A 21,260-nucleotide genomic window follows, 5' to 3' on the forward strand; every position below is an offset into this window, starting at 1 on the left:
CGGCGATGCCGGGGCCCGCCCGGCGGAGTCGTCGATGGTATGAATGATGCCTAAATGTGATGTTTGCGAAACGCTGCTTCGGATAACCGAGAGTTGCGGGTGCCGTACGTCGTGATCATGGTGCCTGGAAAATCTCGGTCAGCAAAGTTTCAGGAAGGATCCGATCTCGCGACACACCGCCCCTAATGCTCGTCAACCACTGACGGTGGGTCTTAGCGTGCGGGACGTGAGCGAGCGCGTCTGCCAGGTCAGCCTGCGGCCTGGACGCGCCTACGAGGAGGGCTGATGAGCAGCGCACTCCTCTATCTCGCCATCGTGGTCGTCTGGGGCATCGTCCTGGTCCCCATGTGGCTCCGCCGCGACGGATCCCGGACCCGCAACCGCCGCCTCGACGAGGACGCCGACACGGTCATCGAGACCCCGTCCGAGAACCTGGAGTCCGAGAGCCTGGAGGACGCCGAGGACGGCCCGCTCGAGGACGACGTGGTCCCCGCGGCCGTCGTCCCGGCCCAGGCGGCGCGCCGCGCCGCCCACCGGCGCGCGAGCCGTGCCGCCGTGATCGCCCGGCGCCGCCGCCGCACCGTCGGCCTCATCCTCCTCCAGTTGACGGCCGTCGCCGTCGTCGTCGCCGGCGTCACGCCGTGGTGGTTCACCGCGCCCCCGGCCGTGCTGCTCGTCGGCCACCTCACGCTGCTGCGCTCCGCCGTCAGGATGGACGCCGAACGCCGCGCCCGCCACCTCGCCCGGATGCGCGCCATCGAGGCGGACCGCCGCGCCCGCGCGGAAGAGGAGGCCCGCCTCGCCCGCGAGGCCGCCCAGCGGTCCGCCGAGATCATCTCGATGCCGGAGCGGCCGGAGGAGCAGGTGTACGACCAGTACACCGACCAACGCGCCGTCGGCGACTGACGCCCTTTCCACCGGTTCCGCCACGCCACGCCGGGCCCACGTCCACCAGCCTGACCTTCTGCCGGCCGGCGGGCCCCGGTTCGGCGACGACGATGCTGCTCGTACCGTGCCTGACCTGCTGTGACCCGGAACACCGGGCAACCGATGCGCGAGAAGTGCCGAATGTTTGCTAGCCTTACAGCGTCCTTGGGGCTGTAGCGCAGTCCGGTAGCGCACCTCGTTCGCATCGAGGGGGTCAGGGGTTCAAATCCCCTCAGCTCCACCCAGGTTGAAGGCCGGTTCCGATCACGGAACCGGCCTTCTTCAATCTCGGACGGCAGCGAAGTACAGCAACCTGTGCGAAACAGGCCGCTTCTTGCGCCTCTTGAGACCGTTACGCATGGCGTCCGAGGATCCTCGCTGTGCGAACCCGCGTCAGCGCGGCCACCTGGCGCGGACGACCCCTTCCCCTCAACGCCCGGTACCGGGTTGCCGCCGCGGATCAGCGGGATATCCGTAATTATCGCCGGGGGAGCGGGCATTTCCCTTAATCGGAGGTGTCCCGTGTCCAGCATCAGCGATCGACCTGCCCCGCCGCTTCCACCGCGAGGCCCGAAACCCCTGCTCGCCGGCAGGCGCCGGCTCTCCGCGCACATCTCGGTGTACGCGTTCGTGATCCTGCCCATGTTCGCGCTGGCCGGCGCCGTCGCCGCCGCGTGGGGGTGGGGGCTGAGCGTGGTCGACCTCGTACTCGCGGCGGCGTGGTACGTGGTCACCTGTCTGGGCGTCACAGTGGGTTACCACCGCTATCTCACGCACGGATCGTTCAAGGCCGGTCGCACGATGCGGATCGTCCTCGCGGTCGTCGGCAGCATGGCGGTACAGGGGCCGGTCCTGCACTGGGTCGCTGATCACCGGAGGCATCACGCGTTCTCCGACCGCGAGGGCGACCCGCACTCACCCTGGCTCTTCGGCACCTCACCGGTCGCGATCGTGCGGGGTTTCTGGCACGCGCACATGGGCTGGCTCTTCGAACGTGACCTGACCAACCAGGAGCGGTTCGTGCCCGATCTCCTCGCCGACCGCGACATGCGCGTCGTGAATCGCCTGTTCGGGCTCTGCACGCTGGTGACGCTCGCGGGACCGGCGCTCCTCGGCGGCCTGATCACCTGGTCATGGTGGGGGGCGCTGACGGCGTTCTTCTGGGCCGGGCTGGTCCGCATGGCGTTCCTGCACCACGTCACCTGGTCGATCAACTCGATTTGCCACATGATCGGGGAACGCCCGTTCACGGCCCGGGACCGGTCGGCCAACGTCTGGCCGCTGGCGATCCTCAGCATGGGCGAGTCGTGGCACAACCTGCACCATGCCGACCCGACGTGCGCCCGGCACGGCGTACGGCCCGGCCAGATCGACATCTCGGCTCGTGTCATCTGGATGTTCGAGCGGTTCGGCTGGGTGTACGACGTCCGCTGGCCCGATCCGGCCCGTCTCGCCCGCCTCTCCGCTCCTACCTGAGATCGCCGTCCGCACGATCGGCCGTACGGCAAGGCCAGAGGAAGAATCGCGCGCGCATTCGCTCCCGCCAGGCCCGGGGGAAGTGCTCGTAGAAGGGGCTGAACGACTGGCCCGACAGGCACTTCTCGAGTGGATATCCAGTTAACGGCTTCTTCGCTCCGCCCCGCGGCCGTTCTCACCCTCGGGGACGCTGAGCGAACGGAGGACCGCTGAACCCCTGGGAACCGCCCTGGCCCCTCTGACCGAAACCAGGATCGAGACCGTTGGAGCGCTGGGGGAAGCTGCGGTCACCTTGCGCGAAACCGGAACCGGGACCGTAGGGGGATCGGGGGAGGCTTTGACCGCCCTGACCCCGGCCACCCCGACCGGAACCGGAGCCCTCCGGGTGCTGGGGGAGATGCTTGGGCTGAGCGTTTCCGATGTGCCAGGGGAAGGGCTGTGAACAATCGGAGACACCGTGGCATGTCTGATCAGCCCCTCGACGGCTGTCACTCCCGCGACCGCCCGTGGACCCGTCCCCTGACGTAGTGGTGCGATGCGGTTTCGGCCTGTGTGTCGGCCGGTCCGCGGACGTGGCCGGCCTCGTGGGCCTGACGGTGTGGGTCGCTTTCGGTCTGTGAGGCGATTCGGCAGTGCGAGTGGCCTTTGGCGTATGGGGCGACCGGACGGTCTTGCTGGGCGCGGCCGTTCCGCTCGGCTTGGCCGTCTTGCTGGGCTTGGGCGTCTTGCTCGGCTCGGCGGTCGGGGTCGGTCGAGCGGGTGAGCTCGGCTCGGCGGTCGGGGTCGGTCGAGCGGGTGAGCTCGGCTCGGCGGACGGGGTCGGCGTCGCGGCCGGGGACGATTCAGCCGGTGCGGTCGACGTGGGCGGTGAGGTGGGTCGGGCCGTCGGGGTCGTCTTGGTGGGTGACGCCGGGGTCGATGACGTCGAGCCGCGCGCCGGGGCGGTGGTCCGTCGAGGTTTCGCGGTCGTGGGCGCGGTACGGGCCGGTGTGGGCGACGGGCTCGCGTGCGACGTGGCCGCCGTCGGTGAGGGGGACGCCGGGTCCGTCGAGGAAGGTGACGGGGCCGGAGGGGTCGGCCGGGCGCTCTGGTGAACGACGGCGCTGGTGTCGTGCGTGTGGTGGGAGCCGGTCAGCGCGAACGCCGTGCCCGTCGCCGCGGCGACGCAGGCCACCAGGGCCACGACCGGGAGGAGCCGGCCGCTCGATGACCTCTTCGGCTTGGCGTGCGAACCGCGCCCGGGCGGCTGCTCACCGGTGCTCGCGTCCTCGGCCCACGCCGCGTCGATGGCCTCCCAGGCCGCCGCGCCCGAGCCGGCGAGTTCGGCCGCTGGAAGCCCGGATTCGGCAGGCGCGGGCTCGCCGGGCACGGACTGGTCCGGTCGCGTGTTCGCGGAGGTTCCGCCGGGCCGAACCAGGGGGGTGGTGGCCGTCTGGTCCGGGGAGATCGCCGGGATCTGCCGGGTGGCGTCATCGGCCGACTCAGGGGAGCCATCGAGCGGGGGTGCTGCGGCGGCAGTGAACCCTGTCGCCGGCGGCGCGGCCGCAGCGCATGAGGCCAGTATCCGGTCGCGTTGCCCTGATGGAGGCTCGTAGCCGAGCGTCACCAGCCGGTGCAGCGCCTCTCCACTGAGCGGGGCGAGCATGGCGGAGTTCGGCGTCTCCTCGCCCCGTACGACGGCGGCGGCCTCTTCCAGGCGCTGCCGCGCGTCCCACGCCAGTGTCTCGGCGGCGTCCCGCGTCACACCGAGGACCTGGGCGGTCTGCTCGGGGTCGAGAGCGTTCGTCAGCGCGAGGATCTCGCGGTGCCCGGGGCTCAGGAGGGCCAGCGCGCGGCGCAGCGGGTCGGTCGAGGTGGTCGTCGCGACGCCGCGGAGGAGGGCGCCGCGCCGTACGCACTGGGCTCGGGCGAGCGAGTGCAGCCACACGGGGAGCCGCGCGTCGTCATCGGGAACGGCGTCCGGGTCGCGGGCGACGGTGAGGAAGACATCGTGCAGGGCGTCGCCCGCTTCGACGCCGACCATGACGTAGCAGTAGGCGTAGAGCGGCTCGGCGTACTCGTCATAGAGCGCGCCGAACGCCTGCGGAGCACCCGTCCGTAGGGCCTCGGTCAAGGACATCGGTATCTCCGTCCCGCCACATCGTCCAAAGATCGTGACAAAGTTACGTACAACGGCAGAAAGCGGATAATATCCAACAAATCGGATGATCGGCGCTGTGAGCAGGCAAAATGTCCCTCGCGGGGCGGAGATGGACCCGCCGAGCCGCGCCGGCGTCGAACTCGCCGAGCCGGTGCCGGCCCACGCGGCCGTCCGCCGGTGGCCGGTCCCCGGGCGAGCCGGTCCGGGCAAGGATGTCGCGCGGGGCGGGGTCCGGGCCTTACGGTGACCGCTGCCGGAGACGTACGGGCCGACAGGAGGCACTGGTGGACGACGAGGTCGTGCGGACGTTCAAGGAGATCGACTACGACGGCGACGGGTACATCACGGCGATGGAGTTCAAACTCGCCATGACCCGCCGCCACGAGGCCGTCAGCGGCGATGAGATCAACTCGATCTTCGCCCACGCCGACGATGACGGCGACGGGCGCATCAACCTGGCGGAGTTCGCCAAGGCGTGGAACTCCTGAGGCGATCCGCCGGTTCCCGGTGACTCCGGGAACCGGCCTCCTCGCGGGCATGCGTGCCTGGTCGCGCTCGCTCGATGCCGTCGCCGTACGAACAGCCGTGACGTTTTCCCGCCCTGCCCGGGCACGGTGAGGGGGGAAGCCTTGGCGGGACACTGACCCACCGCCGTCCGGCGGCGCTCGCCGGATGCCTCCGGCACTGGGATCCTTGGGCTCTCGCCGGTGATCTACAAGTCCGGACGAAGTCGCCATGGGGCTATAACGGCTTCATTCGGTCCATTTCGGGCATTAAGGGATTCTTTGCTGGTGTCGTTCGTTGCCGAAAAGGTGATCGTTCGCACCCTGGTCGTACGGCTGTCCGTGTTCCACCGGCCGTACGGCGGGCCGACTGAGTGTCCGCCCAATGATCTAGGCTGGCGGCCGGAACACAGGAGTGCATATGGGACAAGGCGCGGTGGACGGCGTCTCCGACGGCCGCGACGAAGCCGCCGACGGTGAAACGGGGGGCGACTCCCCGGCCCAGGACGGCGAGGGCGACGCCGGAGGGCGTACCCAAGAGAAGAGCCCCGCGGTTGGGAAGGACGGCCGGCGCGGCGCGCTGGCCGGCGACGGCGTCTCCGTAGTCCAGGCCGCGGCCGCCCCCCGGCGAGGCGCCGCGACGCCCGGCGCGGTGACCGGAACCGCGGCGGATGACGCCACGGACGGCACCGCCGCGTCCGACGCGGACGCCCCCGTGACCGGCGACGCCGAGCCTGAGGGTGCCGGGCCTGAGGGCGCCGAGCCGGCATCCGATACCGCCGCCACCGTCGGTCCCGCCGGTGCGCCGTCCGACCCCGACGCGGACGCCGGTCAGGACGGTGACGCCGGGACGACGGACGGCGTGGCCGACGCGGAGGACGCGGACGTCTCTGACGACGCGTCCGGTGATAAGGCTCCTGCCGATGCCGATGCCGATGCCGATGCCGATGCCGATGCCGGGGACGGCGACGGGGACGGCGACGGCGGTGCCGAGGCGGACTCCGGAGGCGAGAACGCTTCGCGTGAGGTGGGCGGCAGGTCCGGGCGCAATCTTCTGCACGCGCTCGGGCTGACGGTCGCGTCCGCGGTGGTCTGGGGCATCGCGCACCTGTGGGCCGGGCGCCGCGTCGCCGGGATCCTGCTGATGGCATTGTTCGCGATCCTGGTCGGCGGGGGAGTGTTCGTGGCCCTGCGGTACCAGCATGACCTCAAGCAGATCGCGGTGCAGCGCGACTGGCTCGCGGGCATCACCGGCGGCATCCTGGCCCTCGCGCTCCTGTGGGCCGGTGTGGTGGTCCGCTCCTATCAGGTGGTCCGCCCCACCGGGATGGCCCGGACCGCGCGGATCCTCGCGGGCGGGATGGTCCTCGTGCTCGCCGTCGGAGTGTGCTCGCCGCTCGTCTGGGCCGCGCGCAGCACCTACACCCTGCGGGACACGATCGGCACGATCTTCCACGGCGACCAGGCGCGGCCGCAGCCGGTGAACGTGGAGGACCCGTGGAAGGACAAGCCGCGGGTCAACATCCTCCTGCTGGGCGGGGACGGGGCCGGTGACCGGATCGGCGTCCGTACGGACAGCATGACGGTGGCGAGCGTCGACACGCACACCGGGGACACGGTGCTGATCAGCCTGCCCCGGAACCTCCAGCACTTCCCGGTCGTCCCCCGGCTGCGGTCCCGGTGGCCGGACGGCTTCACCGGTGTGGGCGCGCCGGGTGATCAGGGCCTGCTGAACGAGCTGTTCCAGGACGCGGAGGACGACCATTCGCTCGTGCCGGGCTTCGACAAGGGCCGGCGCGGGCCGGAGCTGGTCCGTGAGGAGATCTCGTACCTCATCGGCCAGCCCATCGACTATTACATCCTCGTCAACCTGTTCGGTTTCGCGGACATTGTCGACGCGATGGGCGGGGTCAAGGTGCACATCGCCGGTGACATCCCGTTCGGCGGCCCGGAGGACGGCAGCGCGCCGACCGGGGTGCTCAAGGCCGGTGACCGGGAGCTGAGCGGCAAGGAGGCGCTCTGGTACGGGCGGTCGCGGACGGCGAGTGACGACTTCACCCGGATGGGGCGGCAGAAGTGCCTGATGAAGGCGATCGCCGAGCAGGCCGACCCGCAGCGGGTGCTGACCCGGTTCCAGCAGCTCGCGCGCGCGGCGAAGAAGACGATCTCCACCAACATCCCGGCCGAGTTGCTGCCCGCCCTCATCACGCTCTCCGAGACGATGAAGCACGGCGCGCAGATCAGCAGCCTGATGTTCGTTCCGCCGCAGTTCCACGTCTACCGGCCGGACCTGCAGGTGATGCGGCGCGCCGCCGCCGCCGCGATCGAGGCCAGTGAGGAGCGCTCGGCGAGCGCGTCGCCCACGCCGGAGGCGTCCGGTGGCGTGAGCGCCTCCGCGCAGCCCTCCGGTACGCCCGCTCCCGCGGCGTCGCCGGCCGGGATGGACAGCCCGGATCCGGCGGGGTCCGCGGGAGCCTCGGGTGGGGCGAGCGCGGGGGCGTCTCCTGGTGACTCGGCGGCCCCGAGCGCCGGTGCGGACGCGTCCGGTGGCGCTTCCCCCAAGGCACGGGCCAAGGACAAGGCCATCTCGCTGACGGCCGCCTGCGGTGGCTAGCTCGTAACGGATATACGCCATTCACGTGGTGTTTCGTGAGCTTTCCCCAAATGCGGGATAATTGGGGCCAGTGTGCTTTACCGTGCTATCGGGCCAGGTAGGGTCACAGGTCGGGTACGATCCAGCAGTCAATGCCAATGGTTACTGACCGCATCTGAACCATCACTTTGCAAACCGGTCGGCGCGGCCGCACGTCCCCATCGGGGATGCGCGCCCGGAGCGGGGCTGCGCTCGCGAGCAGAGGATCAGGAGACTTCATGGCACGGCAGGTTGGGGGGCGTGAGCCGGTTCCCGTCGCCGGTCTGTGGCGGGCGTTGGGCTTGACGCTGGCCTCCGCGGTCGTGTGGGGGGTGGCCCACGTGGCGGCCGGTCGCCGCGCGGCCGGGTTCACCCTCATGGGCGTCCTCGCGCTGCTGTTGGGCGGCGCGGCGACGCTGGGACTGGCGTTTCAGGAGAAGCTGAAGCAGATCGCGGTGCAGGGCACGTGGCTGAACGTCATCACCGTGGCGATCCTGGTGCTGGCGCTGGCCTGGGCGGCGATCATCATCCGGTCGTACCAGGTGGTGCGGCCGGCGGGGCTGCCGACGGCGATGCGGGTGGCGTCGACGACCCTGGTCGTGGTGCTGTCGCTGCTGATCTGCACGCCGTTCGTGTACGCGGCGAACACCACCTATGTGCTGCGTGACACCCTGGCGAAGATCTTCCCCGGTGACGACACCTCCGGCCAGAAGGTGAACGCCTCCGACCCCTGGAAGGGCATGCCGCGGGTCAACGTGCTGCTGCTGGGCGGTGACGGTGGCAAGGACCGCACCGGCATCCGTACCGACAGCATGACGGTCGCCAGCATCAACACCAAGACCGGCGACACGGTCCTGCTGAGCCTGCCCCGGCAGCTGCAGAAGTTCCAGCTGCCGCCGCGCCTGCGGTCGAGGTGGCCGCAGGGCTACACCGGGGACCCGGGCGACCAGGGGCTGCTCAACGAGCTCTACATCGAGGCACAGCGGCACCCCGAGCTGCTGCCGAAGTACAAGAAGGCGTCCCAGCGCGGCCCGCACCTGCTCGAAGAGGTCATCGGCTACCTCCTCAACATAAAGATCCACTACTACGTGCTCGTGAACCTGTCCGGGTTCAAGGACATCGTGAACGCCATGGGCGGGGTAACGGTCCACATCGAGAAGAAGCTGCCGATCGGCGGTGAGCCGGAGCGCGGCATCCCGCCGTCCGGCTACCTCATGCCGGGCACCCGCCACCTGACCGGCGAGCAGGCCCTGTGGTACGGCCGCAGCCGGCACGCGGACGACGACTTCCACCGCATGGACCGGCAGAAGTGCCTCATGAGAGACATCGCTCAGCAGGCCGACCCGCAGAAGGTCGTCACCCACTTCGAGAAGCTCGCCAAGGCGGCGACCAACACGATCTACACGAACATCCCGTCGGCGCTGCTCCCGGCGCTCGTGAAGCTGTCCGGCACCGTGAAGAACGGCGCCGACATCCACAGCCTCCCGTACAACCCGGCCAAGATCCCCGGCTTCCACGTCTACGAGCCGAACGTCCTGATCATGCGGAGGGCGGCGGCCAGGGCCATCGCGCAGAGCGACAACCCGCAGCAGAGCAAGCCCACGGCGACGGTCAGCGCCACCGCCAAAACGAACAAAAGGAAGACTTCGCGCGTCTCACCCAGTGCGACGGCCACGTCCTCCGGCTCGGGTGCGGTCTCCCTGAAGAACGTCTGCGGCTGATCCGGCGAGCCGAGCCCTGAGGTGCGTCACCGACCTCGGGTCGGCTCGTGACCGCCGTCGCATCCGACACCGGGTGCCGCCGCTGCTCGGCGGAGGCCCGGCCGGGCGGCGCGGAGCGGCGTCCGCGACGAAGGCAGGAGACGCATGGCGCCGGGTCAGGGGAGAGGGCACCGGTCCGTTCCGGTCGGCGGCCTGTGGCGGGCGTTGGGACTGACGCTGGCCTCCACGTTCGTATGGGGGGCGGCCCACGTGGCGGCCGGTCGCCGCGGGGCCGGGTTCACCCTCATGGGCGTCCTCGTGCTGCTGGTGGGCGGCGCGGCGACGCTGGGGCTGGTGTTCCAGGACAGACTGAAACAGCTGGTCGTGCAGGGCACCTGGTTGAACGTCTTCATCGCCGTCCTGCTGGCGCTCGCGCTGGTGTGGGCCTCGGTGGTGATCCGGTCGTACCAGGTGGTGCGGCCGGCGGGGCTGCCGGCGGCGATGCGGGTGGCGTCGACGACCCTGGTCGTGGTGCTGTCGCTGCTGATCTGCACGCCGTTCGTGTACGCGGCGAACGCCACCTATGTGCTTCGTGACACTCTGTCGAAGATCTTTCCCGGCGACGACCACTCCGGCCCGAAGGTCAACGCGGCGGATCCCTGGAAGAACATGCCGCGGGTCAACGTGCTGCTGCTAGGCGGTGACGGTGGCAGGGACCGCAAGGGCATCCGTACCGACAGCATGACGGTCGCCAGCATCGACACCAAGACCGGCAACACCGTCATGCTGAGCATCCCGCGGGGCCTGTACGGGATGGACATGCCGCCCCGGATGCAGTCGCGCTTCCCGAACGGCTACCAGGGAGAGCCCGGTCCCGGGGTGGTGGGCCGGGACCGCGGACTCCTCAACGAGCTCTACCTCTATGGCGAGCACCACCCCGAGCTGGAGCCGCGTTACAAGAAGGGCCAGCGCGGACCCCACCTGCTCGAAGAGGTGATCGGGAACCTCCTGGGCCTCAAGATCGACTATTACGTGATGGTCAACCTGGCCGGGTTCAAGGACATCGTCAACGCCATGGGCGGCGTCGACGTGCGCGTCGAGAAGCCGGCGAACCCGAAGTTGCCCGGTCTGCCGATCGGCGGAGAGATCACCCCCGACGGCCGGGTCCTCAAGCCGCCGACCGGCTACCTCTACCCCGGCAAGCATCACCTCAACGGGGAGCAGGCGTTGTGGTACGGCCGCACCCGGCACGCCGACGACGACTTCCACCGCATGGACCGGCAGAAGTGCCTGCTCAAGGACATCGCCGAACAGGCCAACCCGCAGAAGGTCGTCACCCACTTCGAGAAGCTGGCCCAGGCCGCGACGAACACGATCTCGACGAACATCCCGTCCGCGTTGCTCCCCGCCCTGGTGAAGCTGTCCGGCACCGTCAAGCACGGCGCGGACATCACCAGCCTGACGTTCAGCCCCTACAAGATCGCCGGCTTCCACACCGACCGGCGGGCGGACGCGACCATCATCCAGGTGATGCGCCGGGTGACGAACAAGGCCATCGCCGCGAGTGTGAACCCGTCGAAGGCCGAACCCAGCCCGACCACGACCGCCAAGAAGCGCCGGAAGACGAAGTCGACGGCCTCGAACGGCTCGGTCTCCCTCAAGAACGCCTGCGGCTGAGGCCCCGTCCCGGCGCCCGGCCAGGACGGCCAGGTCATCAGGGTTCGCGATGCACAATGAGCGAATGACCCGCATCCCCCCGCTGCGCAGGCGCGTGCTCGTGGCGATCGTCGGCGTGGCCGCCCTCGCGGTCGTGCTGTTCGCGATCCCACTGGCGATCGCGCTCCAGCGGCTGTACCGGGACGAGGCGATCAAGTCGCTCGAACGCGACGCGACCCGGATCTCGGCCGCGGTGCCCGACACGATCGCGCGGCGTCCCAAGCCGGTGACGTTGCCCACCGGCATGTCCCGGCACCTCAGCGTGGGCATCTACGACCTCGACGGCGACCGTGTCACCGGTCGCGGCCCGCGCAACTCGCCCGTCGCGGGGGCCGCCGGCGACGGCCGGGTCCACGAGGCGGTGGAGAACGGCCTGCTGGCCGTGTCCGCGCCGGTGCCCTCCGACGAGAACATCGTCGCCGTCGTCCGGGTCGCGACCCCTTACAAGCACATCAGCGGCCGTACCGAACGCGCCTGGCTGCTCATGGTCGCGCTCGCCGTCCTCGTCGTCGGGCTCGCCGCCGTGGTGGCGCGGCGCCAGGCGGGCCGGCTGGCCGCACCGCTCGAAGGCCTGACGCGGGACGCCCAGGCGCTCGGCAGCGGCGACTTCAGCATCCGCGCACGGTCCGTCGGCGTCCGCGAGGCGGACGCCGCGAGCCGGGCCCTGGAGGCGACGGCCCGGCGCCTCGGCGACCTGCTCGAACGCGAGCGCGCGTTCAGCGCTCACGTCTCCCACCAACTGCGCACGCCGCTGACCGGGCTGCTCCTGGGCCTGGAGTCGGGCCTGGCGGGGGAGGACCCGCGAGCGGTCATCCGTACGGCGATCGAGCGCGGCGAGCACCTCCAAGAGATCATCGACGATCTCGTACGCCTCTCGCGCGGCAGCCCGGCCGACCGCGGAGTGCTCAACGTCTCCGCGCTGCTCAGGGAGATCCGCACCCGCACGGACGTCACGGTGCGCATCGAGCCGGGCCTGCCCGAGGTACGCGCCTCGCTCTCGGCCGTACGCCAGATCGTCAACGTTCTCGTCGACAACGCCGTCACCCACGGCAAGGCGCCCATCACCGTCTCCGCGATCGACGTCGGTCAGGGCCTGGCCATCGAGGTGAGCGACGAGGGCCCGGGGATCCCCGACGGTGCCGACGTCTTCCGCGGCCCCGCGGACGGGCACGGGATCGGTCTCGCCCTCGCGCGCTCCCTCGCCGAGGCCGAGGGGGGCCGCCTGGTCCTGCGGCGGCCCTCACCCCCGGTCTTCAGCCTGCTCCTGCCCACGAGCGACTACCGCGCCGCCGACTGACGAGCGATCCGGGCGAACGCCGCCGCCCGGAGCCGTACGGACCCGCGGCGTCGCTCAGAGGTGAGCCGTACGGACCCGTGGCGCCGGTCGACGCCACGCGGCCCCTCACGCCTCCGCGGCCGCCTCGCGTTCGTACCGGTAGCCGCGCCCGCGCAGCGTGGTGATCCGCCCGTGCGGCCCGAGCTTGCGGCGCAGCGTCGAGACATGCACGTCGAGCGTCTTCGTCGGCCCGAACCAGTTCTCGTCCCAGACCTCGTCCATCAGCTGCTCCCGGGTCACGACCTCACCGGCCCGCGTCACCAGCGCCGCCAGCAGATCGAACTCCTTCGGCCGCAGCACCACCTCGCTGCCGGCGACGTGGACGCGCCGCGCCGGCAGATCCAGCCGAAGCGGCCCCACGCTGATCACGCGGTCGCCCGGCTCGGCGGCACGACGACGCAGGTGGGCACGGATCCGCGCGACGAGTTCGGTCAGCCGGAACGGCTTGGTCAGGTAGTCGTCCGCGCCCGCGTCGAGCGCGACGACCACCTCGAACTCCTCGGTCCGGGCGGTGAGCACGACGACGACGGTCAGGGGGAGCTCCGCCCGCAGCCGCCGGCACAGCTCGACGCCCTCGATGTCCGGCAGACCGAGATCCAGCAGGATGAGGTCCGGTGGATGCGCGCCTACGTCGGCCAGCGCGTCCGCCCCGGTCGTCGCCAGGCCCGCTTCGTATCCACTGGCGGACAGTGCCTTCAGCAATTCGGACCCGATGATGGCATCGTCCTCCACCACCAGGATGCGTTCCCGCGTCACAAGCCGATCCTAGGGACCCTTCCCGAACGATCGCCGCCCGGAGCGGGGAAGTGCCTGTTCCGCCCGCCCGATCACGGCCGTCGTCTACCGCTGGCGGAGTGGTCGCACCAGGCGCAGCGTCCGGGGCAGGGAACGTTCCGACGCCTCAACCGCTAATGTCCCCTCGCCGCGTTCGACCGGCCCGGGGTCGGCGGAACGCTCCGTGTCCACGGGGCGCTCGCCCTCCCGGGTACAGGGGAGACCAGGGGAGGTCCCGTGGTGCGCGGCCTGGATGGCCAGGCTCGTCAGGCTGATGAGCAACGAGCCCGCGGTGTCGGTGTCCAGGCGAACGGTCACCCAGTCGTCGCCCGGACGGACGACGATCTGCCCGGACTCGGCAAGCACCTGGTCGAGCCGGTCGATGAACGACCGGGTGAGTCGCAGATCGGCCTCGTCCCCGGTGTGCAGATGAAGGATCTGGGTGCCACGGAACGCGAAACCGCGGCCGACGCCGCACGACGGGCGATCGGTGGCCAGCCCGGGCCAGGTCGCCAATTGTGCGGCCACTCGTTCGGCTGTGCTCCGGCTCTTCGGAGGGCCCGTCACGGCCCCAGGATCCCGTGTTGCGGCCTTTCTCATAAGGGCTCGCGCCTCAATCGTTATCAATCGATTCACCGTTTCCATCCCCTTCCCGCAACCGCCGCGACGCACACCGGCCGTTCCCCGCGACAAGGTGGGCGGCCCGGAAGTCTCTCCAGGAGAAGGCCGTACGGTGGATGCGTGATCTCTCGCAGCGACGTGGCAGCGGCCCGGGCCCGCATCGGCTCCCGGGTCCGTACGACTCCGGTGTTCGACGACGGTGAGCGGTGGTTCAAGCTGGAGCAGCTGCAGCACACCGGATCGTTCAAGGCGCGTGGGGCGTTCAACCGGATTCTCGCGGCCGCCGAGCAGGACGGCCTGCCCGACGCGGGCGTGGTGGCGGCGTCGGGCGGCAACGCCGGGCTCGCCGTCGCGTACGCGGCCCGGGAGCTGGGCGTCCCCGCGGAGGTCCACGTCCCGGAGACCGCGCCCGCCGTCAAGGTGGCCGGGTTGAAGGCCCTGGGCGCCTCCGTCGTTCAGGTGGGCCGCGAGTACGCCGAGGCGTACGAGAGTGCGATCAAGCGCGTGGCCGACACCGGGGCGCTGTTCTGCCACGCGTACGACCAGCCCGAGATCTGCGCGGGCCAGGGCACCCTGGCACTCGAACTCGAGGAGCAGACCGGCGGGGTCGACACCGTGCTGGTCGCGGTCGGCGGCGGCGGGCTGATGGCCGGCATCGCCGCCGCGCTGGAGGGCCGGTCCCGTGTCGTCGCCGTCGAGCCGTACGGCTGCCCGGCCCTGCACGACGCCCTCGCGGCCGGTGAGCCGGTCGACGTGGGGGTCTCCGGGGTGGCGGCAGACTCCCTCGGCGCCCGCCGGGCCGGCGACATCGCCTTCGGTGTCGCCCGCCGCACCGGCGTGAGATCCGTCCTGGTGGCCGACGAGGACATCGTCACCGCCCGGCGTGAGCTGTGGCGGCGTTACCACCTGGTCCTGGAGCACGGCACCGCCGCCGCGTACGCCGCCCTGCTCACCGGCGCCTACCGCCCCGAGCCCGGCGAGCGCCTCGCCCTCATCTGCTGCGGCGCCAACACCGACCCATCCGGCCTCACACAGCGTCGAACCTTGGTCACCGCAGAGTGAATCTTGGTAGCGTGGTCATTGGCAGGCTTTCTTGGAGGCAGTCTCTGCGGAGGACATCAGATGACGGTGGCGCCGATGACCGACATGCCTGACACGCCGCAGAAGCGTCCGTGGTACATCCCTCCGGAGGGAGGCTTCCGAGCAGAGGATCTCGATCGCATTCCGGAGTTGCCTCCTCACACAGAGTTGATCGATGGCAGTCTGGTCTTCGTGTCCCCCCAGGCCAGCTTCCACGAGCTAACGATGGGTGTCCTCGTGAACGGACTTCGTCGAACCGCGCCCTCGAGTGTTCGGGTGCGTCGCGAGATGACGGTGACTCTCGACCCGAGGCAGCGCCCCGAGCCGGATGTGCTGGTGGTTCGCGCAGAGGCCATCGAAGGTCGTCGGCAGACCGACTTCCGGCCTGCCGACATCATCCTGGCCGTCGAGGTGGTGTCTCCCGACTCCGAAGCACGCGACCGCAAGCGCAAGCCGCAGTTGTACGCGGAGGCGGGGATCCCGCATTTCTGGCGTGTGGAGGACAGCGAGGGACGGTCGACCGTCTGCGTGTACGAGCTGGACGTGGCGACGATGGCATACGCGCTGACGGGGATCTACCACGATCGGCTGAAGCTGACCGTCCCCTTCGACATCGACATCGACCTCACGGAGATCGACCGGCTCTGAGGGGCTCAGAGCCAGTCGCGTTTGCGGAAGACGGCGTAGAGGGCGACGCCGGTGACGAGGAGCACGACGATGCTCGACACGAAGCCCCAGTGCTTGCCGAAGCCCGGGTACGGGACGTTCTCGCCGTAGAAGCCGGTGATGGCGGTGGGCACGGCGATGACGGCGGCCCAGCCGGTGAGCTTCTTCATCACGAGGTTCAGGTGGTTGCCCTGGAGGGCGATGCGCGTCTCCTGGAGGCTCGTCACGGTGTCCCGCAGGCTGTCGGTCCATTCGGTGGCGCGCAGCACGTGGTCGTAGACGTCCTGGAAGTACGGGCCCATGGGGGCCGGGACGACCTTGAGGTCGCGGCGCAGGAGCGTGTTGACGACCTCCCGCATCGGGAGCACGACCCGGCGCAGCAGGGCCAGGCTCTTGCGCAGGCGGTACATCCGCTGCTGGGTGGCGGGGAGGTGGTCCGCGAACAGGTCCTCCTCCAGGTCGTCGATCTTGTCGTCGAGGGCCTGGACCGCCTCGAAGTGCCCGTCGACGATCAGGTCGAGCAGGCCGTGCAGGAGGTAGGCGACGCCGTACTCGGCGAGGTCGGGGGAGCCGTCCCAGCGTTTGAGCAGCCCGTCGAGGTCGAAGCCCTCGTCCATGCGCACGGTGACGAGGGCCCGGTCGGTGATGAACGCCGAGATCTCGTGCTTGTCCACCTGGGTGCCGTCGTCGCTGAGGCGCACGGAGTAGGCGTTGAGGAACAGGTGGCCGTCGTACCGGTCGAGCTTGGGGCGTTCGTGACCGCTGACGGCGTCCTCGACCGCGAGCGGCGACAGGCCCAGCTCGTCGCTGATGAGGGCCAGGCCGTCGCTGTCGGGGGCGCACAGGTCGAGCCAGACGACGGTGTCGGGTTCGGCGAGGTAGTCGCTGATCTGATCGGCGGGGAAGTTCTCCTTCTCCAGCCGGCCATCGCGCCAGACCCGCGTCCGGGGCTTCAGATCCATGAGACCAGCCACATGCGGGCGTGCCAGGAGTCGTATGACATGACGTGCCCGGTCAGCACCGGATAGAAGTAGTAGAAGTTGGCCAGCACGGTCAGGACGTACGCTCCGGCGATCGCCGAGCCGAACACCCGGCGGGCCGGGGGCGCGGTCGCCGGGCCGATGAGCAGGCCGAGCGCCAGGACGATGGACAGCACCATGAACGGCAGCATCGGCGTGGCGTAGAACAGGAACATCGTGCGGTGGTTCAGCCCGTAGTAGAACCACGGCACCCAGCCGGCGAGAAAGCCCAGGACGGTGACGCCCGCGCGCCAGTCACGCTGCACCAGCCACCAGGCGGCCACGATCAGCATCGTGAGGATGGAGACCCACCAGATGGCGGGGGTGCCGATGTCGAGGACCTCGCGCGAGCAGGTGGCGGCGCCACAGCCGGACGGCTGGGTGTAGAAGAACGAGACCGGCCGCTTGAGGACGAGCCAGTTCCACGGCCAGGACTGGTACGGGTGGTGGGCCGAGAGCGTGGTGTGGAAGTGGAACATCTGCCGGTGGTAGTCCCACAGCCGGGGCATCGCCTGGAAGAACGCGGTCACCGGATTCGCGGCGACGCGGCCGCGGCCCCAGCCGCCGGAGTTGAAGATCCAGCCGCTCCACCAGGCGACGTAGGTGACCACGCTGAGGACCACCATGGACAGGAAGGCCGGCAGGGCCTCGAAGGCGAACGCGCCGGCGTACGGGCGGCGCACCCCGGCGGCCCGCCGGGCGCCCATCGACCAGAGGAGGACCAGGACCCCGAAGGCCGCGATGTAGTACAGACCCGTCCACTTCGTGGCGGTGGCCGTGCCCAGGCAGAGGCCGGCCGGGATGAGCCACCAGTGCATGACGAACGGGCCGAGGCCGTCGTCGTCGCCGCGTTCGGCGATCTTGCGGGCGAGCCTGGCGCGTGAGACGTCCCGGTCGATGACGATGCAGGCGAACCCGGCCAGGACCCAGAACATCACGAAGACGTCGAGGATCGCGGTCCGGCTGGTGACCAGGTGCATGCCGTCCAGCGCGAGCAGGAGACCGGCCGCCGTGCCGAGGAGGTTCGACCGGGTCATCCGCCGCGCGACGCGCGCCAGGATCAGCACCGACAGGGTGCCGACCAGGGCGGCCGAGAAACGCCAGCCGAACGGCGTCATGCCGAAGAGCGACTCGCCGATGGCGATCAGCCACTTCCCGGCGGGCGGGTGCGCGATGAAACTCCCGCCGTCCGCCCAGATGTGGAGATTCTGCGGATGCTGGAGCAGGAGCTTGTCGGCGTCCTTGACGGTGTTGTGCTCGTAACCGAACTTCAACAGCGCGTACGAGTCCTTGGCGTAGTACGTCTCGTCGAAGATGATGGCTCTGGGCCTGCTCAGGTGCCAGAAGCGCAGGACGCCGGCGAACAGGGTCACGAGCAGGGGGCCGACCCACCCCATGAGTCTGCTGCCGGGGATGCCCGGTGTGAGCCACTGACGCAACGACGGTGGTCTTCTTCCCTGGTCGGGCCGGGTCTCGGGTTCGATTCCTGTCATCGCCACCACTCCGACATCGTACGGGCGGAAGCCGAGACGCTCGTGCACTTCACCGTCAGAAACGTTCCGAGGCGACGTATTCGGCGCCGGCGAGCGGCCCGCCGGGGCCAACGACGCCCGGGACCGTCGAAGATGGAGGCGTGGAGAACACGGGAACGCTGACACTGGCCGCCGCACCGATCGGACGGGTCGAGGACGCGTCGGCGCGGTTGCGCACGGCGCTGGTCGAGGCGGACATCATCGCCGCGGAGGACACGCGGCGCCTGCGGCGGCTGGCCGCCGACCTGGGCGTCTCCCCGTCCGCGCGGGTCGTCTCGTACTACGACGCGAACGAGCGGGCCAGGGCGGCCGAGCTCCTCGACGAGCTGCGCGCGGGCCGCGACGTGCTGGTGATCACGGACGCGGGCCTGCCGGGGGTCTCCGACCCCGGGTACCGCCTGGTGACGGCGGCGGTGGAGGCGGAGGTGCCGGTGACCGTGCTGCCGGGCCCGTCGGCGGTGACGACGGCGCTCGTGATCTCCGGGTTGCCCAGTGACCGGTTCTGCTTCGAGGGGTTCCTGCCCCGTAAGGGCGGGGAGCGCGCCGCGCGGCTGCGCGCCCTCGCCGGGGAGCCGCGCACGATGGTGTTCTTCGAGGCGCCGCACCGGCTGGCGGCGACCCTGGAGGCGATGGCGGCGGCGCTGGGGGCCGACCGCCGGGCCGCCGTCTGCCGCGAGCTGACCAAGACGTACGAGGAGGTGCGTCGCGGCCCGCTGGGCGAGCTGGCGGGCTGGGCCGCCGGTGGGGTGCGGGGGGAGATCACGCTGGTCGTCGCCGGGGCTCCGGAGGTGGCGGGCCAGGTGGACGTGGGGGACCTCGCGGTGGAGGTGGAGCGCCGGGTCGGGGAGGGCACGCCGCGCAAGCAGGCGATCGGCGATGTGGCGCGCGAGCACGGAGTTCCCAAAAGAGAGCTCTATGACGCGGTCATTGCCTACAAAGCAGATCATTGACCCTTATTTGAACTGAACTTTGCGTCGGTGTCTCCTGCCAAGGCGCCACTTGGCGGGAAAAATGACGGGAGTGCGTATTCCACGCGAGTACGCCGATTCCCCCGGGGGTGACGCCGATGCACGACTCCATGATCTCGCCTGAGACGTGGACCTACGAATGCCTGGCCTGCCTGCTCGAATGGCACGTGGAATTCGAGGTCGGCCACTGCGCCGACGGACACGGCGGCGAGGTCGTCTACTACCGCCGCGACGGTCACCGCTGCACCTCTCCGTGGGCGGAGCTCTACTGCCCGTCCTGCGGGACGTACGACGTCAAGATCCTCCCGCCGGGCCGGCCGCGGAGCCAGGCCGTCCCGCCCCACCGTCACGCCGAGCTAGAAATGATCTTCAAGTGCCGCAGGCTCCACGCCTACTGATCGGCCACCGGGCGCGTCTCCGGGCCCACACGGGCCCGGGGGCGCGCCCTACGCCGGCAGGGCGTCGCCGGACGACGACGAGGTGCTCTCCTCGTCCGCCGCGGCGCCCCGGCGCCGCACCGACCGGGCCAGCCGGGCCAGCTTCCGGCGCGGCTCGCCGGAGAAGGTGATCGCCGCGGCCATGCAGGCCAGCGGCACGGTCGGCAGGACGTAGCGGTAGTCGAACTCGGCGGTGGCCGGCGGCACGAGGAGCAGTCCGGTCGCGGTGATCCACGGCAGCAGCGCCGCCCCGCCCCACCGCCGCCACAGCGGAATCAGCCCGGCCAGGCCGACGATGAGGATGCCGCCCAGCAGCGTGCCGGGCAGGTGCGCGAACCGCTGGTAGGTGCGGATCGTCGTGGCCCACGGGTCGACGATCCTCGTCCGGGCGTTCCCCTGCTCGTACGCGTGGGCCTCGGACGCGGCCGTGCGGTCCCTGCTCATCCGCCAGGTCGGCAGCGCGGCGGACTTCTTACTGAACTGGTACATGTCGTACGTCGCGCGGTCCGGGAAGACGGTGCGCTTCCACCGGAACGTGAACAGGAAGTCCTTTCCGACGACTTGCAGATAGTCGAGGGGCTGAGCCATGATCGCCCGCTTGGCGAAGTCGCTCGCGACCCGATTCTGGTCGTCGGTGAAGCGCTGATCCGGAATGCGATGGAACGGGGAGTTGCGGTTCCAGATCGCGTCCTGGGAGAAGACGAGCGGCGTGTGCGAGGTCTTGTTGTTCTTGCACAGGGCGTACTCGGTCACCGGTGGTTTGATCTTGTTACAGTCCGCGAAGGCCGACACCCGGGCGTACAGGAAGACACCGCTGCTCATGGTCATGCCCGGCTTGCCGTAGTACGACCAGAACCAGCCGGCGTAGGCGGCGAGGGGGAGCGCGCACACCGCGACGGTGGCCACGATCACACGCCACTTGATCCGCCGCAGCAGGAAATAGACGATCACCGCGAGCAGGACCGGCGTGCCGACCGAACGGGTCAGCGTGGCCAGCCCCAGGAGGAGCCCCGCGAGGGCGCCGGTCTTCCAGGTGAGGTCCCGGCCGTGCCACAGCAGCAGTGTGACGATCGACACGAGCAGGAAGCCGAACATCGTGTCGGACAGGATCAGGTGCTCGAGCTGGATCTGGTAGCCGTCGTACAGGACGGGGAAGGTCGCCAGGCTCGCCCCCCATCCCGGCAGGCCGAACCGCTTGCGCAGCAACGCGTAGATCATCACCGCCGACGCCAGCCCCATCAGATGCTGGATCGTCGCGATCAGCATGAAGCTGTGGACGGGCTTCAGGATCCACAGCAGGAAGGAGTAGCCGTCCGGGCGGATCGGGTGCGGGTACGGCGCCATCGCGACGTGCAGGTAGTCGAACGAGTCGTTGAACCAGGACGCCGGCCGGTACCCCAGGACGGCGATCAGCCGGAGGAGCGCGCCGATCGCGAGCACCACCGTGAACATCTTGTGCCGCCGCACGACCGCCCGCAGCCCGGAACCACCGGCGGCCGGCGTCTTTTCCGTCACATTCTCGTCAACCGTCGTGACCTGCGATTCCTCGTCGGAACGCGTATTGGTCACGACGGTGGACCCGCCCCGCTCTCCGGCGTTCGTCAAGTCCGGACCGACCTTCCTGGACCGCACAGCCCCTATCCTGATATCCCCAGCCTGCCGTCGCATCCGTGCTCCAGGTGGAGTTAAAGGTTGCGACTTTGCAACACGCGGTCGCTCGTCGGCAGGCATCA

18 protein-coding genes and 1 tRNA gene are annotated in these 21,260 nt (G+C 70.1%); 14 read left to right on the forward strand and 5 right to left on the reverse strand.

What is annotated here, in order from left to right:
- Positions 1-285 precede the first annotated feature (285 nt).
- From sepX to NE235_RS12060, 10 genes are all read left to right on the forward strand, one after another.
- Positions 286-906, forward strand: coding sequence for a divisome protein SepX/GlpR (gene sepX, locus NE235_RS12015; protein WP_252801936.1), 621 nt, complete (start codon positions 286-288; stop codon positions 904-906).
- A gap of 188 nt (positions 907-1,094) precedes the next feature.
- Positions 1,095-1,168, forward strand: a tRNA-Ala gene (locus tag NE235_RS12020).
- A 290-nt stretch (positions 1,169-1,458) separates the two neighbouring features.
- Positions 1,459-2,403, forward strand: a complete 945-nt coding sequence (locus NE235_RS12025; RefSeq protein ID WP_406567572.1) for an acyl-CoA desaturase — start codon at positions 1,459-1,461, stop codon at positions 2,401-2,403.
- Between the two features lie 707 nt (positions 2,404-3,110).
- Positions 3,111-3,497: a hypothetical protein gene (locus NE235_RS12030; protein WP_252801938.1), complete on the forward strand. Its 387-nt coding sequence runs from the start codon at positions 3,111-3,113 to the stop codon at positions 3,495-3,497.
- 518 nt (positions 3,498-4,015) lie between these two features.
- A complete protein-coding gene (locus NE235_RS12035; protein WP_252801940.1) occupies positions 4,016-4,504 on the forward strand; it encodes a hypothetical protein in 489 nt (162 codons plus the stop codon).
- A gap of 323 nt (positions 4,505-4,827) precedes the next feature.
- A complete protein-coding gene (locus NE235_RS12040) occupies positions 4,828-5,031 on the forward strand; it encodes an EF-hand domain-containing protein (RefSeq protein WP_252801942.1) in 204 nt (67 codons plus the stop codon).
- A 436-nt stretch (positions 5,032-5,467) separates the two neighbouring features.
- On the forward strand, positions 5,468-7,660 hold the full coding sequence (locus NE235_RS12045; RefSeq protein WP_252801944.1) for an LCP family protein: 2,193 nt from the start codon (positions 5,468-5,470) through the stop codon (positions 7,658-7,660).
- 257 nt (positions 7,661-7,917) lie between these two features.
- A complete protein-coding gene (locus NE235_RS12050; protein WP_252801946.1) occupies positions 7,918-9,399 on the forward strand; it encodes an LCP family glycopolymer transferase in 1,482 nt (493 codons plus the stop codon).
- A gap of 144 nt (positions 9,400-9,543) precedes the next feature.
- Positions 9,544-11,055: an LCP family protein gene (locus NE235_RS12055; RefSeq protein WP_252801948.1), complete on the forward strand. Its 1,512-nt coding sequence runs from the start codon at positions 9,544-9,546 to the stop codon at positions 11,053-11,055.
- 64 nt (positions 11,056-11,119) lie between these two features.
- On the forward strand, positions 11,120-12,391 hold the full coding sequence (locus NE235_RS12060) for a sensor histidine kinase (protein WP_252801950.1): 1,272 nt from the start codon (positions 11,120-11,122) through the stop codon (positions 12,389-12,391).
- A gap of 105 nt (positions 12,392-12,496) precedes the next feature.
- Here NE235_RS12060 and NE235_RS12065 read toward each other — a convergent pair whose 3' ends face one another.
- Both NE235_RS12065 and NE235_RS12070 read right to left on the reverse strand, forming a co-directional pair.
- The gene (locus NE235_RS12065; RefSeq protein ID WP_252801952.1) at positions 12,497-13,186 is read right to left on the reverse strand and encodes a response regulator transcription factor; all 690 of its coding nucleotides are present in this window, start codon (positions 13,184-13,186) and stop codon (positions 12,497-12,499) included.
- A gap of 84 nt (positions 13,187-13,270) precedes the next feature.
- On the reverse strand, positions 13,271-13,732 hold the full coding sequence (locus NE235_RS12070) for a luciferase domain-containing protein (RefSeq protein ID WP_252801954.1): 462 nt from the start codon (positions 13,730-13,732) through the stop codon (positions 13,271-13,273).
- Between the two features lie 213 nt (positions 13,733-13,945).
- Here NE235_RS12070 and NE235_RS12075 point away from each other — a divergent pair, with 213 nt between their 5' ends.
- Both NE235_RS12075 and NE235_RS12080 read left to right on the forward strand, forming a co-directional pair.
- Entirely contained in the window at positions 13,946-14,887 is a 942-nt protein-coding gene (locus NE235_RS12075) for a threonine/serine dehydratase (RefSeq protein WP_252801956.1), read from the forward strand.
- A 60-nt stretch (positions 14,888-14,947) separates the two neighbouring features.
- Entirely contained in the window at positions 14,948-15,553 is a 606-nt protein-coding gene (locus NE235_RS12080; protein WP_252801958.1) for a Uma2 family endonuclease, read from the forward strand.
- A 5-nt stretch (positions 15,554-15,558) separates the two neighbouring features.
- Here NE235_RS12080 and NE235_RS12085 read toward each other — a convergent pair whose 3' ends face one another.
- Together NE235_RS12085 and NE235_RS12090 are read right to left on the reverse strand one after the other, a co-directional pair.
- Positions 15,559-16,533, reverse strand: coding sequence for a magnesium transporter CorA family protein (locus tag NE235_RS12085; RefSeq protein WP_252801960.1), 975 nt, complete (start codon positions 16,531-16,533; stop codon positions 15,559-15,561).
- Positions 16,524-18,083: a dolichyl-phosphate-mannose--protein mannosyltransferase gene (locus tag NE235_RS12090; RefSeq protein ID WP_252802414.1), complete on the reverse strand. Its 1,560-nt coding sequence runs from the start codon at positions 18,081-18,083 to the stop codon at positions 16,524-16,526. Before NE235_RS12090 ends, NE235_RS12085 begins: the two co-directional genes overlap by 10 nt.
- A gap of 140 nt (positions 18,084-18,223) precedes the next feature.
- Here NE235_RS12090 and rsmI point away from each other — a divergent pair, with 140 nt between their 5' ends.
- Complete coding sequence (gene rsmI, locus NE235_RS12095; RefSeq protein WP_252801962.1) at positions 18,224-19,072, forward strand: 16S rRNA (cytidine(1402)-2'-O)-methyltransferase; 849 nt, start codon at positions 18,224-18,226, stop codon at positions 19,070-19,072.
- A 116-nt stretch (positions 19,073-19,188) separates the two neighbouring features.
- Positions 19,189-19,488: a hypothetical protein gene (locus NE235_RS12100; protein ID WP_252801964.1), complete on the forward strand. Its 300-nt coding sequence runs from the start codon at positions 19,189-19,191 to the stop codon at positions 19,486-19,488.
- Between the two features lie 48 nt (positions 19,489-19,536).
- On the opposite strand, the gene NE235_RS12105 is transcribed toward NE235_RS12100, so the two are convergent.
- The gene (locus NE235_RS12105; protein ID WP_252801965.1) at positions 19,537-21,042 is read right to left on the reverse strand and encodes a hypothetical protein; all 1,506 of its coding nucleotides are present in this window, start codon (positions 21,040-21,042) and stop codon (positions 19,537-19,539) included.
- Positions 21,043-21,260: the final 218 nt, after the last annotated feature.

Origin of the sequence: Actinoallomurus spadix, from assembly GCF_024055725.1 — a bacterium.
In the GTDB taxonomy this organism is placed as follows: Bacteria; Actinomycetota; Actinomycetes; order Streptosporangiales; family Streptosporangiaceae; genus Actinoallomurus; species Actinoallomurus spadix.